The sequence below is a fragment of the Bhargavaea ginsengi genome (assembly GCF_900109165.1).
GTDB classification, from domain to species: domain Bacteria; phylum Bacillota; class Bacilli; order Bacillales_A; family Planococcaceae; genus Bhargavaea; species Bhargavaea ginsengi.
In genome coordinates this window covers 100,770-115,008 of record NZ_FNZF01000005.1, presented here as the reverse complement: position 1 = coordinate 115,008, position 14,239 = coordinate 100,770, and the positions used below count along the sequence as shown (strand labels likewise).

The window sequence follows — 14,239 nt, the reverse complement described above, 5'->3', positions numbered from 1 at the left end:
GTGTCTTTTTTTCACTTTCACACTGTGATAAGATGAAGTAACAGATAGATAAGTCAGGGGGCAGCGACGATGGCTCACGCACCATGGAAAATCAGAGAGCTCCGTAACCACACTGCAGTCATCGACGGCAGACGTGCGCCGGATCTCCTCATTACGAATGCTACATACCTGCACGGAATCCTGAAAAAATGGATCTCGGGAAATATTTGGATCTCCGGTGACCGGATCGTATATGCGGGCACGGACATGCCGAAAAACACGGAAGGCACAGAAGTTGTCGATGCCTCCGGCAAAGTGATCGTGCCGGGCTATATCGAGCCGCATGTGCATCCATACCAACTATATAATCCCCTCTCTTTCGCGGATTATGCATCCCGTCGGGGAACGACGACCTTCATCTCAGACAACAGCGTGCTGTTCTTGACGATGGAGAATTGGAAAGCGTTTGCAATTCTCGATCAGTTAAAGGAATTGCCGTTTTCATTTTACTGGTGGTCCCGGTTCGACTCGCAGACGCAGATGGACCGCGAAGAGGAACTGTACACAACGCAGTCGGTCGGCGAATGGATTGCGCGTCCGGACGTCATTATGGGCGGCGAACTTACCGCGTGGCCGAAGCTTCTTGCGGGTGATGATCAGATGCTTTACTGGATCCAGAACGCCAAGCAGGCCGGTATGAAAATCGAGGCTCATCTTCCGGGTGCTTCCGAGCGTACGCTCGCTCGGCTTCGCCTGCTCGGGGCGAATGGCGACCATGAAGCGATGACGGCAGAAGAAGTGGAAAGGCGCATCCTCCAGGGATACGCAGTAACGCTCCGCTATTCTTCGATCCGTCCTGACCTTCCGGAGATGCTGAAAGGGATCCTCGAGAAGGACCTCGACATCTTCGATCACCTCATGATGACGACAGACGGCTCGACGCCTTCTTTCCATGAAGATGGTGTGATGGACAAGTGCATCCGTGCCGCGCTGGATGCCGGCGTGAAAACGGAAGACGCATACGCGATGGCAACTTACAATATCGCGCGCTACTACGACATGGAAAACCTGCACGGCCTGATCGCGACGGGCCGCTATGCCGATCTTAACTTCCTCGAAAGCCCGGACAATCCGGTTCCGACGGATGTCCTGTCCAAAGGTGTCTGGCTTAAACGGGACGGAGAAGACGCCTATGAATTCCCGGAAATCGACTGGTCGTGGATTGAGCCTTACAACCCGCCGTACGAGCTGGATGAAAACGACTTCCAATTCTCGTTCCCGTTCGGGGTCGAGATGGTGAATGATGTCATCACGAAGCCGTACAGCGTGGACGTTGACCCATCCGATCAGAAGCTGCCTTCCGGCCAGGACCAGAGTTTCCTTATCCTGATTGACCGTGAAGGGAACTGGCGGGTGAACACCCTTATCAAAGGCTTTGCGGACAATGTCCTGGGCTTCGCTTCGTCCTATTCGAACACAGGCGACATCATCATGATCGGCAAGAACATGGCCGACATGAAGCTGGCGTTCGACCGTCTGAAGGAAATCGGCGGCGGAATGGCGCTCACGGAAAACGGCAAAGTCGTCGCGGAGCTGCCTCTCCCGCTTGGCGGCATTTTGTCCAATGCACCGATGGAACAGCTGATCAGCGAAGAGAAAAAGATGAAAGAGGAACTGAAAGTGCGCGGCTATAAGCACGGTGATGCCGTCTACACGCTGCTGTTCCTCCAAGCGACTCATCTTCCATATGTGCGCATCACCCAAAAAGGGATTTACGATGTCATGAACGGCAAAGTGATGTTCCCCGCACTCATGCGATAGGACAAGGCCGGCATATACATGGATGAGAGTGTACATGTATAGGGGGAAATGATTTGAAAAGAAGGAACTGGATCGCGGCGGCAGCCGTCGCGGTCCTGCTTGCAGGCTGTGCGGAAAGTACGGCTGAAGAACATGATGACCGGGATGTTCCGGTAACCGAAAACGAAGAAAAGCCGGATGAGGCGATTGCGGAAATCACGTATACCGCACCGTTCACCGGTCTGGAATCTGAAGATTCCCCGGACATGAGACCGGTGATCGCGACGATCAATAACCACCCGAAGGCCCGGCCGCAATCGGGCCTTTCGGAAGCGGACGTCGTCTATGAGATGCTGGCAGAGGGGGACATCACACGTCTCCTGGCGCTTTACCAGTCTGAGCTTCCGGAGTCGATCGGTCCCGTGAGGAGTGCCCGCGATTATTTCGTGGAACTTGCCGCGGCCCACGATGCGCTGTATTTGGCACACGGCTATAGCCCGGATGCGGAAGCTCTTCTCGGGACGGGCGTTGTCGATCATCTGAATGGCATGCGGTATGACGGCACGCTGTTCATGCGCTCGGCCGACCGTGTTGCGCCCCACAACTCATACATTACCGGCGACGCAGTGATGGAGGGCGCGAAGGACAGCGGCTTCCGGATGGACCGGCCTGACCCGCCGGATTGGGCGTTCGATGCAACACCACAGCCCGGCGGAGAACCGGCCGGGGTGGCGGAAGTTAGCTACGGGGGAGATGCCGCTTTCACGAGCCGCTATGCATTCGATCCGGCAGAATCTTTGTATTCCCGGGAGTCGGGCGGAGCGGAGACGGAGGATTTAGATGACGGCGAGGCGGTCCGCCTGTCGAACATCCTGGTGCTCCAGGTCCCGCACCGCATCGTCGACGGCCAGGGACGGCGAGCCCTCGATTTCGGAGCGGGCGGCACAGCGCTCGTCTTCAGGGACGGCAAGGTCTATGAAAACCAGTGGGAAAGCCGCGACGGGATTCCGGCCGTCATGGACGGGACAGAGCCGTTCCCGCTGGCCCCGGGCAAGACCTGGGTCCATTTCGTACCGGAATCACCTGCTTCACATGTCATCTATACGCCGTAACCAATACAGTAGAAATAAAGGAGGTGCCGACCATGGCACTCGAAAAACTGCGCGGCCCGCAGACGGATGCCCTGTTCGAGGCGATTCTCGAACTGCGCGATCTGGATGAATGCTACCGCTTCTTCGATGACCTCGCGACGATCAGTGAGGTCCAGTCGCTCTCGCAGCGGCTGAACGTGGCGCGGATGCTGAAGATGGGCTACACATACGAAAACATCAAAAACGAAACCGGCGCTTCCACTGCCACCATCTCGCGTGTCCGCCGCTGCTTTGATTATGGCTCCGGCGGCTACGTTGAGATTCTGGCACGCATGGAGGAAGAGGATAAAGAAGAGGAGAAGGCGTGACAGGTACGCCCACGCTCCGACTCTGCACATTGGGAGATGAACAATGAGTAAGCCATTACTTTTTCCGGAACTAGAAACGGAAAGGCTGATCTTAAGAAATATAAGGGAAGAAGATACGGATTTTATATACAAACATTTCAGCGATGAGAAGGTTTGTGAGTATCTTTACGATGAAGTGAATTTCACAAGTAGAGAAGAAGCGGCCGAGCTGGTGAAATTCTTTTCCAACCCCGAAATCAACGGGTACAACAGATGGGTGCTGGTAAAGAAAGATACTGGTGAACGGGTTGGAACTTGCGGCTTTCATTTATGGGATAAGACCAATCATATTGCTGAGATTGGTTATGACTTATACCCGGAATATTGGGGCAAGGGATACATGAAAGAGGCACTGACCGCAGCGATCGGGAGCGGTTTCCGGAATCTGCAGTTGAACCGGATAAATGCGTTTGTTGCTTTGGAAAACCGCAGGTCATGCCATGTATTGACGGGCCTCAATTTTAAAAATGAAGGAATTTATAGAGACAAGCACTTTTATAAAGGAAAGTACTATGACCACTATTCTTTCTCGCTGTTAAAAAGAGAGTGGAAATAGAGTCCAGTTTTAAGGGCGGAGACCATGTCTTCGTCCTTGTTTTTTGTCGAAGGAGGAACAGCCATGCGGAACCTCGAAATGGTCGCATACCGGAGAGAATGGGCAACAGAGTTTAAGGAAACAGCCCGCAAGCTTAAAAAGATTCTGGGAGAGAATCTGACGGACATCCATCACATCGGCAGCACATCAATCCCGGGAATGGCCGCCAAGCCGGTGATCGATATTCTTGTGGAAGTGCGTGACATTGGGGAACTGGAGACATTCAATCATCAGATGGAGCTTGAGGGATTTGTGGCGAGGGGAGAGCACGGGGTACCCGGAAGGCGTTATTTTGTCAGGGCAGAGGGGAACGTCCACACCCATCATGTCCATATGTTTGCCAACGGCTCGGACCAGGTAAAACGCCATCTGGCATTCAGAGACTATCTCAGGAAACATCCGGTTGAAGCGGAGCGGTACCGCAGCCTGAAGATGCGGATTGCTGAAGAAGGTGTGAAGGATGTGAAGCTCTACCAGGAGCGGAAAGCACCGCTGATCCGGGAATTGCAGGAAAGTGCGGAGAAGTGGATGGAAGCCCGCAACGCCAAGACGCCCTGACTCAAATCGGTCGAGGCGTCTTTTTCTCGATATCCGCAATGACTGAATTCACAATATGAAGCGAATCCCATTCTCCGCCCGAAACGCTGATGATCGGATAGTCTTTCGGGTACAGCGCCTTCCGGATGTCTTCAGCCGGAAGGCCTTTTTTGTGGAGGATTTCAATCTCGCTATAGATGTACTCAAGATGGTCCAGCTTTTGTTGAAGTTTCTCTTGGCCATCAGCGACATAGCCCGCATGGCAGCAGAACAATGCCCCGAAGTCGAGTGCAAGCAGCCTGCTGATGGAATCCATCCGATCGGGAATCGATTCGTCCGCCATGATCACCTTCGTCTTTGGCCCCACGAACAGGTCGCCGGCGAAGAGTGTTCCTGTCTGCGGATCAAAGAGGCTGATGTGGTCCTCTGCATGTCCAGGCGTTTCGATCACCGTCCACTGACGCGTGCGGGAACGGATCGTTTTTGGAACTGGCCGAGCCGTGAAGGGCTTGCGCTTTCCCCATACCGCCTGGCGGTATGCCGGATATGGGGTGTCTTGCGCACATGTGGCAATTCCTTTTTCATGGATAAAGACGGGTACGTCCCGGTGTTCAAGCAGCGTCGGCACATTTCCGGAATGGTCTTCGTGGCTATGCGTCAGGACAATCTGGTCGAACGGTGCCTGCTGCAGATAGGGCAAAATATCGGCTTCAAGGGACTGCGGGCCCGTGTCGATCAGCATACCATTGGTGAGGAAGGAAAAGACTTTCCCCATGATCGGGTGTGTTAGTTCGAGGCAGGTCACACCGTCATGTTCATATGTTTGGAGCAAACTAATCACGACTCCTTTTTGATGAATAGTCATTCATTTTTTATTGATTCGGGAAAGTTTGACGGATTCCTGCTTTAATAGAGGAAGTAGGAGTAAAAGGGGGACTTTCAGGATGAAGATTGCAGGGAAGACAGTTGACGAATGGACAGGGGAACATCCGGTCATCGGTGAAATTGCAAAGGCGGAGGAAGTGTTTTGGGAAAACCCGATATACGGGTCTGTTCATGAGAGAGAGACAGGCCTATCGATCAGTGATGTAAAGGACGCAGAGGCACGCCTCAAACGGTTTGCACCGTACATCGCGAAGGTGTTTCCGGAAACAGAAGCTGCTGGTGGCATCATCGAATCGCCTCTGAAAGAGATTCCTGAAATGAAGAAATGGCTGGAAGGGGAGTCCGGAGTAGAAATTCAGGGACAGCTGATGCTTAAGTGTGACAGTCATCTGCCCATTTCCGGTTCCGTGAAGGCGCGCGGCGGCATCTATGAGGTGCTGAAGCATGCGGAGGACCTGGCTTTGGAGCATGGACTTCTCAAGGAGTCGGATGATTACTCGGTGCTCGCTGAACCCCGCTTCCGCGAGTTCTTCTCCAAGTATTCGATCACGGTCGGTTCGACTGGGAACCTGGGCCTCAGCATCGGCATCATGAGTGCCAAGATGGGCTTCCGGGTGACGGTCCATATGTCGAGAGATGCGAAAGAATGGAAAAAGAACATGCTCCGTGAAAAAGGCGTAAATGTCGTCGAGCATCCGGACGACTACAGCAAGGCGGTCGAAGAAGGGCGCCGCCAGTCGGAAGCGGACCCGAACGACCACTTCGTCGATGATGAAAATTCGAAGACATTATTCTTCGGCTATTCAGTTGCGGCTTTGCGGCTGAAAGGACAGCTTGAGGAACAGGGGATTATTATCGGCGAGGAGCGGCCGCTGTTCGTTTATCTGCCTTGCGGCGTCGGTGGAGGTCCCGGGGGCATCGCATTCGGCCTCAAGCAGGTATTCGGCGACCACGTCCACTGCTTTTTCGCGGAGCCGACCCATGCCCCGTGCATGCTGCTCGGCCTCGTTACCGGAAAGCATGACGAAGTGTCGGTCCAGGAATTCGGCCTGGACAACAAGACGGATGCGGACGGCCTCGCGGTCGGCCGTCCGTCCGGCTTCGTCGGCAAAGTGATGGAGCGGCTGCTCGCCGGTTCGTTTACCGTGGATGACGACAGGCTCTACCGCCTCCTCGCGAAGATGAGCGAACTTGAAGGAATCCGGCTGGAGCCGTCCGCATTGGCGGGGGTGCCGGGAGCGGTGCATGTCGCCAAGTCCGGATTCGAAGCTCCGGTTCATCCGGGGATGATAGATCGGATGGACCGTGCCGTCCATATCGCCTGGGCGACCGGCGGGGGGATGGTGCCGGAAGATGTGATGGAGTCGTATATTAATAAGGGAAGATGATGGATGTAACGCCGGCTGAGTGCCGGCGTTTTTTACATTCGGCTTGGGGAAAGCGCGCATGAAACCTATGCGCGGCCACACGTTCTTTTAACAATTTCCCAAATATGATGTAGCCGCTTAACATCTTTGTAGGCTGTTTTGAATACAATTCTCGGTAGAGGTGATGTAAAGTGCCGAGAGTGAAATATAGGGAAAAGGACATTGATTTAATTGCACGAATGATGCGGGCAGAGGCTGAGGGTGAAGGGCAGCTTGGGATGCTTATGGTTGGGAATGTCATTATAAATCGAGCAGTAGCGGATTGTTTGGATTTTAGGGATGTAAGAACCATAGAGGATGTAATTTTTCAGGTTCAAGGTGGAAATTATTCCTTTGAAGCAGTACAAAAAGGTAATTTATTTTATAGTCCGGCAAGAGAAGTAGAGAGAAGACTGGCACGACAAGTAGTAAACTATTGGGGACAACATCCTTCTAAGTATGCTCTTTGGTATTTTAATCCGTATGCTCCGTGTCCGCCTACATGGTATGGTCAACCATTTGCAGGACAATTTAAACAACATTGTTATTATGAGCCACAGGCCAATACATGCGAAAGTGTTTATAGATACTAAAAAAAGCCTGGTGAGGTTGTTACTTGTTCTTCACACTTACGAGAAGTTATATGTAGTATGATTTTGGCTGTATACGTGATATCGAAGTTCACCAAATCACTCCTCTAGAGACGCATGCAATATCTGAATCAACCACAAGTGAAATATGTTGGATTCGAAAAGACAGCTCAATCCCTTATGGCTCAGGTGGATCACTTTTTCATTATCTAATGGGAGTTTGACCTGGCCCGGGACGCATTTGAAAGCTGCTGATGCGCCCAGCTGGCTCTTAACAGAAAGATCCGGCTGGGCTTCTCTTTTTGAGGAAGACGGGCTAGCGGGGGCATTGAACCCCCGCCATCCCGACATCAGGCGCTATGTCGCTTTGCTTTCGGACGAAAGATCTCTCTCCCGTCTCACTCCACAAGAATACCCATACTGAAACACTCCTTTCAGCGGCACCCCAAAACAGCCGCCGGATGGAGTCTTTTTTGTTATAATGGGGGGACGCAAACTATAGACAGGTGGTACTGCATCATGGAGTTTCTAGAATGGCGGCATGTGTTTAAACTGGACCCGGCCAAGGAGATCAGTGATGAGGCGCTGGAGCGGGTGTGCGAGTCGGGGACGGATGGACTGATTGTCGGCGGAACCGACAACGTGACCCTCGACAATGTGCTCGCACTTCTTATGAGGATCCGCAGGTTTTCGGTGCCGGTCGTCCTCGAGGTGTCTGACGCCGAGGCGATCACGCCGGGCTTCGATGGTTTCCTCATTCCGACCGTCCTGAACACTGACGACGCCTCCTGGATCAAAGGCCATCAGTTCGAAGCGATCCGGGAGTATGGCGACATCATGGACTTCAGCGAGATTCTCTCAGAGGGCTACGTCATCCTGAATCCTGACTGCAAGGCGGCCGGGCTTACGGGTGCAAGAGCGCCACTCGAAACGGAGGACGTCATCGCCTATGCGCGGCTCGCGGAGCATTTCTTCCGTTTGCCCGTCCTATACCTGGAGTACAGCGGCACCTATGGCAATCCTGAGACGGTGAGCCGAACGGCCCGAGTGCTGAAAGACACCCGCCTCGTGTACGGCGGGGGCATCCGCGGAGCGGAACAGGCCGCCGAGATGGCAAGATTCGCAGACACGATCGTCGTCGGCAATATCATTTATGAAGACCTGAAGGCGGCCATGAAAACTGTCCGCGCTGTGAAAGAAACAGAAAAGACTATTTGATATAAAAATAGAGCAGACTGGAATTGAAATTCCGTCTGCCCGAACGCTTCATCAGAAAGGAGCCACCATGGAAACTATTTCAAACAACCTCCTCAATGGCATGAACCCCGAACAGGCAAAAGCGGTCCGTACGACAGAAGGGCCGCTTCTCATCATGGCAGGGGCGGGATCCGGCAAGACGCGGGTCCTGACCCACCGGATCGCCTACCTGATCGTGGAGAAGCAGGTGTATCCTTCGAAGATTCTCGCAATCACGTTCACGAACAAGGCCGCGCGAGAAATGCGCGAGCGGATCGACGGCCTGCTCGGACCGGGCACGGGCGAGCGCATGTGGGTCTCGACGTTCCACTCGATGTGCGTCCGGATCCTGCGCCGCGAAATCGACCGGATCGGCTACTCGAAGAACTTCTCGATCCTCGACGGCTCCGACCAGCTGACCGTCATCAAGAACATCCTGAAAGAACAGAACCTCGACCCGAAACAATACGAGCCGCGCTCTCTGCTTGGCACGATTTCGAATGCGAAAAACGAATTGATCGATGCGAAGACGTTCCAGGAACAGGCGAATGCGTTCAACCCGTTCGAGAAAACCGCGGGCGAAGTGTATGCCGCTTATGAAAAGCGCCTCAGGAAAAACCAGTCGCTCGACTTTGATGACCTGATCATGGTCACGATCAAGCTGTTCGAGCAGATGCCGGAAGTGCTTGAGTTCTACCAGAACAAATTCCAATACATCCACGTGGATGAGTATCAGGATACAAACCACGCCCAGTACAAGCTCGTGCGCATGCTTGCCGAGAAGTTCAAGAATCTGTGTGTCGTCGGTGATTCCGACCAGTCGATCTACAGATGGCGCGGTGCGGATATTGGCAATATCCTTTCGTTTGAGAAAGACTATCCGGATGCAAAAGTCATCATGCTCGAGCAGAACTACCGCTCGACACAGCGCATCCTGAAGGCGGCCAACGACGTCATCAAGAACAATGCGAGCCGCTACGACAAAAACCTCCGCACGGAAAACGCGGAAGGGGAGCACATCTACGTCTACAAGGCGTCCGACGAAAAGGATGAGTCCCAGTTTGTCGTCTCGAAAATTCTCGAGCTGCAGGAAAAGGAGAACCGAAAGCTAACCGACTTCGCCGTCCTTTACCGGACAAACGCCCAGTCACGGATGATCGAGGAATACCTGGTCAAGTCGAACCTGGAATATACGATCGTCGGCGGCACGAAGTTCTACGACCGCAAGGAGATCAAGGATCTGCTTGCCTATCTCCGGCTGATCGCGAACAACGACGACGATCTGTCGCTCGCACGCATCATCAATGAGCCGAAGCGGAGCATCGGTGCAACGACGTTCGATAAGATCGCGACCTATGCGATCCAGAACGACCTGTCGATCTTTGATGCGCTCAAGGAAGTCGACTTTATCCCGGGCTTACAGCCGCGCGCCATCAATCAGGCAGCCGATTTCCGCGACCTGATCGCAGGGTTCACGCAGATGCAGGAGTTCCTGTCGGTCACCGAACTCGTTGAGGAAGTGCTTGAGAAGTCCGGCTATCGCGCGATGCTGAACAATGAAAAGACGATTGAGTCGGAAAGCCGTCTCGAGAACATCAACGAATTCCTGTCTGTCACTGAGTCGTTCGAAAAGCGCGCGGATGAGGACGAGGGCGACAAGTCGCTCGTCGCATTCCTGACCGACCTCGCGCTGATTGCGGACATCGACTCCCTTGATAAGGAAGAAAATGCGTCGAACGAGCAGATCGTCCTCATGACGATGCACTCTGCGAAGGGCCTTGAGTTCCCGGTCGTCTTCATCATCGGGATGGAGGAAAACGTCTTCCCGCACTCCCGCTCGATCGGGGACGAGGACGAGATGGAAGAAGAGCGGCGGCTGGCCTATGTGGGCATCACACGGGCGGAGGAGAAGCTTTACCTCACGTCCGCCCAGTATCGCACGCTTTACGGACGGACAAGCTATAACAGCCCGTCCCGCTTCATCAATGAAATCTCCCAGGACATCATCGAAACTGTCGGCGCCGGCGGCTCACAGCCGGACTACAGCCGCACGCCGATTTCCGGCGGATTCGGCGGCCGTCCTGCGGCACGCCCTGCCGTCCGGCGACCGGCAGCCCGCAAAAACGGCGCATCCGTCGGCTGGAAAGCCGGCGACAAGGCGAAGCACAAAAAGTGGGGCGAAGGCATGGTCGTCAGCGTCCGCGGCGAAGGGGAAGACAAAGAGCTCGACATCGCCTTCCCGGAACCGGTCGGCGTCAAGCGCCTCCTCGCCAAATTCGCCCCGATCGAAAAGGCTTAATAGAGCCCGGAGTTGCCAATAGGGGGTCTGGAGTTGCCACATGGCCTCCGGATATGCCGCATGGCTGGCTGATTTGCCACATGGCATGCCGAATTGCCACAAGGCCGCGTGATTTGCCACAAGGACGGCTGATTTGCCGCATGGCTGGCTGATTTGCCACATGGCCGCCTGATATGCACCATGGGGCCTGAAATTGCAATATGGCATTCGAATTTGCCACATGCCTGCTCCGCCAGCTCCACTTTGCATCAGATCGATTTCTTATATCGTCGTTCCGGAGGGATCCGTTATGGAAGATCAACTTCAACTTGAACAGCGCGTAAAGGAGCTTCATAAGCTCCTCAACGAATATGGCCACGCGTACTACGTCCTCGACAATCCGCTCGTGCCTGACTCGGAGTATGACGCTCTGATCAACGAGCTTATCGAACTCGAGGAACGCCACCCGGACCTCATCATGCCGGACTCTCCGACGCAGCGGGTGGGCGGAGATATTCTGCCGGGCTTCAGCAAAGTCGTCCATGATACGCCGATGCTGAGCCTTTCCAATGCATTCAACGAGGAAGACCTCCGCGAATTCGACCGGCGTGTACGGGCGGATGCGGGGGACGTCACATACGTGTGCGAACTGAAAATCGACGGCCTGGCCATTTCGCTCAAATATGAGAACGGCCGTTTTAAACAGGGCTCGACCCGCGGCGACGGAACGGTCGGAGAAGACATCACGGCGAACCTCCGGACCATTCGGGCCATCCCGCTGAAGCTGTCAGAAGACGTCACCATCGAAGCCCGCGGCGAAGCGTACATGCCGAAGAAAAGCTTCATGAAGCTGAACGAACACCGCGAGGAAGAGGGGCTGGATGTGTTTGCGAACCCCCGGAACGCAGCAGCCGGGTCGCTCCGGCAGCTTGATCCGAAAATCGCCGCCAAGCGAAACCTCTCCGTCTTCATGTACGGTGTCGGCGGCGACGGAGCGGCGTATGGCTTGGATGCCCATTCCGAGGCGCTCGACTATCTCGACCGGCTCGGCTTCCGGACGAATCCGGAACGCCGCCGGTGCAAAGACATCGATGAGGTCATCGCCTACATCGAATCATGGCAGGACCGCCGCCAGGACCTCTCCTATGAGATCGACGGCATCGTCATCAAGGTCGACAGCTTCTCCCGGCAGGATGATCTCGGCTTCACGGCCAAAAGCCCGCGCTGGGCGACCGCCTACAAGTTTCCGGCGGAAGAAGTTGTCACCGACCTTCTTGATATCGAGCTGACCGTAGGGCGGACCGGGGCCGTCACACCGACAGCGATTCTCGAGCCGGTTCGCGTCGCGGGGACGACCGTCGCGCGTGCTTCCCTGCACAACGGTGACCTGATCCGCCAGAAGGATATCCGCATCGGTGACCGGGTCGTCGTCAGGAAAGCCGGCGACATCATCCCGGAGATCGTCATGTCACTTGCCGACCAGCGTGACGGCGATGAAGTAGAGTACCAGATGCCGACGGAGTGCCCGGCCTGCGGAAGCGGGCTTGTCCATCTTGAAGATGAGGTCGCACTCCGTTGCGTGAACCCGCAGTGTCCGGCACAGCTCCAGGAGTCGGTCATCCACTTTGTCTCGCGCAATGCCATGAACATCGAGGGCCTTGGCGAGAAAGTCGTCGCGCAGCTGTTCAACGAAGGCCTGATCAAGGATGCGGCAGACCTTTATAGCCTGACAGAAGCACAGCTGCTGGAACTCGAGCGGATGGGTGAAAAGTCCGCGTCAAACCTTGTTTCCGCGATCACCCGCTCCAAGGAAAACTCGCTCGAGAAGCTGCTGTTCGGCCTTGGAATCCGCCACGTCGGGCAAAAGGCCGCACAGACTCTTGCCCAGGAATTCGGTACGCTCGACGCGCTGAAGGAGGCGAACGAAGAGCAGCTGACCGCCATCCATGAGATCGGCGACAAAGTTGCGGATTCCGTCGTGTCCTACTTTGACAATGAAGATGTGCACACCGTGCTCGACAAGCTCACGGCGGCGGGCGTCAACACCACCTATAAAGGGCCGCGCAAGCAGGACATCCCGGAAGACGGGCTGCTCGCGGGCAAGACCGTTGTCCTTACGGGCAAGCTTGAACACTTCTCACGGAGCGAGGCGAAGGCGGCGCTGGAGTCCCTCGGGGCGAAAGTGACCGGCAGTGTCAGCAAAAAGACCGACCTCGTCGTTGCGGGTGAAGACGCCGGATCCAAACTTGAGAAGGCGGAAGAGCTCGGCATCGAAGTGTGGGACGAAGCGGCCCTCACCCAAGCAATCCAGTGACCAAAGGGGATTTCCACCATTGAAGATCAAGACAATCACCGCGGCCGCAATCGCCGTGCTCCTGCTTTCCGGCTGTATGCCGCAGAGCGAAGAGCCGGAAGAAGCCGAGGTAAAAGAGGAGCAGGAGACTCGGGTCATCATTCCGACCCATCAGCTGAAGGATGAATATTACCGGATGCTCCTGCCATACAAGAAAAGTGCCTCATACGGCCTTGTCGTCAGCATGCTGAATTCGCAGTACAACATCGCGGAAGTCGAGGGCGGCCTCATGCGCCTGTCACAGCAGCAATTCCCGACCGACGAGTACTATTACCAGGAAGGCCAGTATCTCGACCAGGAGACGATCCTTTCCTGGATCGGCGGCAAGGACGAGGAGAACAATCCTGAGGGCCTGAACCCGGCCGGCAATGAAGCCCCGCGCTACATCGCGCATGTTCTTGAGCAGAACTATCTGAAGCGGACATCCGAGGACAAGATCCGTCTTGAAGGGGTATCGATTGGTATCGCCCTGAACACGGTCAATACGATCACCGGGGATACGCTGCCGGCCGCGCAGGTCGAAGAAAACGGGAAAGCTGCAGCTGCGACTATCGTCAAGCGGATACGCGGCATCGAAGGCCTGAAGGAAGTGCCGGTCGTCGTCGGCCTGTTTAAGCAGAGCCCGAAAACATCGATCGTCCCGGGCAACTACTTTGCGGTCGGCATCGCGGAAAAAGGCAAGGACGTACTGTCCGGCTGGAATCCGATCGATGAAGAGTTTGTCCTGTTCCCGACAAGCTCCAGTGAAGACCGCTACCGCAACGTCGACACAAGCTTCAGGAACTTCAAGCAGGATGTCGAAAAGTACTTTTCATCCTTCGTCAACGTGATCGGGACCGGTTTCTATAAAGACGGGCAGATCGTCTCAATGGACATCGATGTGCCGATCGAGTTTTACGGCAATGCGGAGATCATCGGATTCACACAATATCTGACCGGATTGCTCGTGGACCATTTCCCGGACATCCATATCGAGGTGAGCATCACCTCCACGAAAGGGCCCGAAGCGCTCATCGTAAAAGAGCGCGGGGAAGCGGAGCCGTACACCCATATTTATCACAACTGATGCAGCCTTTCATGAT

Annotated in this window: 12 protein-coding genes; 11 read left to right on the top strand and 1 reads right to left on the bottom strand. The window is 54.9% G+C overall.

The window, feature by feature from the left end:
- Nucleotides 1–69: 69 nt before the first annotated feature.
- From BMX91_RS12720 to BMX91_RS12700, 5 genes are all read left to right on the top strand, one after another.
- Nucleotides 70–1,800 carry an adenine deaminase C-terminal domain-containing protein gene (locus tag BMX91_RS12720; RefSeq protein WP_092055002.1) on the top strand — a complete coding sequence of 577 codons (1,731 nt, stop codon included), beginning with the start codon at nucleotides 70–72 and terminating at the stop codon, nucleotides 1,798–1,800.
- Between the two features lie 53 nt (nucleotides 1,801–1,853).
- On the top strand, nucleotides 1,854–2,891 hold the full coding sequence (locus BMX91_RS12715) for a DUF3048 domain-containing protein (RefSeq protein ID WP_245744449.1): 1,038 nt from the start codon (nucleotides 1,854–1,856) through the stop codon (nucleotides 2,889–2,891).
- A 32-nt stretch (nucleotides 2,892–2,923) separates the two neighbouring features.
- Nucleotides 2,924–3,238, top strand: coding sequence for a YerC/YecD family TrpR-related protein (locus tag BMX91_RS12710; RefSeq protein WP_092054999.1), 315 nt, complete (start codon nucleotides 2,924–2,926; stop codon nucleotides 3,236–3,238).
- Nucleotides 3,239–3,281: 43 nt separating this feature from the next.
- Entirely contained in the window at nucleotides 3,282–3,833 is a 552-nt protein-coding gene (locus BMX91_RS12705) for a GNAT family N-acetyltransferase (protein ID WP_092054998.1), read from the top strand.
- Nucleotides 3,834–3,896: 63 nt separating this feature from the next.
- Nucleotides 3,897–4,430, top strand: a complete 534-nt coding sequence (locus BMX91_RS12700) for a GrpB family protein (protein WP_177168390.1) — start codon at nucleotides 3,897–3,899, stop codon at nucleotides 4,428–4,430.
- A 1-nt stretch (nucleotide 4,431) separates the two neighbouring features.
- Here BMX91_RS12700 and BMX91_RS12695 read toward each other — a convergent pair whose 3' ends face one another.
- The gene (locus tag BMX91_RS12695) at nucleotides 4,432–5,241 is read right to left on the bottom strand and encodes an MBL fold metallo-hydrolase (protein WP_092054992.1); all 810 of its coding nucleotides are present in this window, start codon (nucleotides 5,239–5,241) and stop codon (nucleotides 4,432–4,434) included.
- 112 nt (nucleotides 5,242–5,353) lie between these two features.
- Here BMX91_RS12695 and BMX91_RS12690 point away from each other — a divergent pair, with 112 nt between their 5' ends.
- From BMX91_RS12690 to BMX91_RS12665, 6 genes are all read left to right on the top strand, one after another.
- A complete protein-coding gene (locus tag BMX91_RS12690) occupies nucleotides 5,354–6,682 on the top strand; it encodes a D-serine ammonia-lyase (RefSeq protein ID WP_092054990.1) in 1,329 nt (442 codons plus the stop codon).
- 170 nt (nucleotides 6,683–6,852) lie between these two features.
- Nucleotides 6,853–7,293 (top strand): cell wall hydrolase, encoded by a 441-nt coding sequence (locus BMX91_RS12685; protein WP_092054989.1) that lies wholly within the window; start codon nucleotides 6,853–6,855, stop codon nucleotides 7,291–7,293.
- Between the two features lie 513 nt (nucleotides 7,294–7,806).
- Complete coding sequence (gene pcrB / locus BMX91_RS12680; protein WP_177168393.1) at nucleotides 7,807–8,508, top strand: heptaprenylglyceryl phosphate synthase; 702 nt, start codon at nucleotides 7,807–7,809, stop codon at nucleotides 8,506–8,508.
- 67 nt (nucleotides 8,509–8,575) lie between these two features.
- Nucleotides 8,576–10,825: a DNA helicase PcrA gene (gene pcrA, locus BMX91_RS12675; RefSeq protein ID WP_092054985.1), complete on the top strand. Its 2,250-nt coding sequence runs from the start codon at nucleotides 8,576–8,578 to the stop codon at nucleotides 10,823–10,825.
- Nucleotides 10,826–11,114: 289 nt separating this feature from the next.
- Complete coding sequence (gene ligA / locus BMX91_RS12670) at nucleotides 11,115–13,118, top strand: NAD-dependent DNA ligase LigA (RefSeq protein WP_092054983.1); 2,004 nt, start codon at nucleotides 11,115–11,117, stop codon at nucleotides 13,116–13,118.
- A gap of 19 nt (nucleotides 13,119–13,137) precedes the next feature.
- Complete coding sequence (locus tag BMX91_RS12665; protein ID WP_177168389.1) at nucleotides 13,138–14,223, top strand: CamS family sex pheromone protein; 1,086 nt, start codon at nucleotides 13,138–13,140, stop codon at nucleotides 14,221–14,223.
- The last annotated feature ends 16 nt before the right edge of the window (nucleotides 14,224–14,239 follow it).

Excerpts from the sequence above, each read along its gene's own strand:
- BMX91_RS12710 (WP_092054999.1), top strand. The coding sequence starts at position 2,924 with ATGGCACTCGAAAAACTGCGCGGCCCGCAGACGGATGCCCTGTTCGAG.
- BMX91_RS12705 (WP_092054998.1), top strand. The coding sequence starts at position 3,282 with ATGAGTAAGCCATTACTTTTTCCGGAACTAGAAACGGAAAGGCTGATC.
- BMX91_RS12700 (WP_177168390.1), top strand. The coding sequence starts at position 3,897 with ATGCGGAACCTCGAAATGGTCGCATACCGGAGAGAATGGGCAACAGAG.
- BMX91_RS12720 (WP_092055002.1), top strand. The coding sequence starts at position 70 with ATGGCTCACGCACCATGGAAAATCAGAGAGCTCCGTAACCACACTGCA.
- ligA (WP_092054983.1), top strand. The coding sequence starts at position 11,115 with ATGGAAGATCAACTTCAACTTGAACAGCGCGTAAAGGAGCTTCATAAG.
- pcrA (WP_092054985.1), top strand. The coding sequence starts at position 8,576 with ATGGAAACTATTTCAAACAACCTCCTCAATGGCATGAACCCCGAACAG.
- BMX91_RS12690 (WP_092054990.1), top strand. The coding sequence starts at position 5,354 with ATGAAGATTGCAGGGAAGACAGTTGACGAATGGACAGGGGAACATCCG.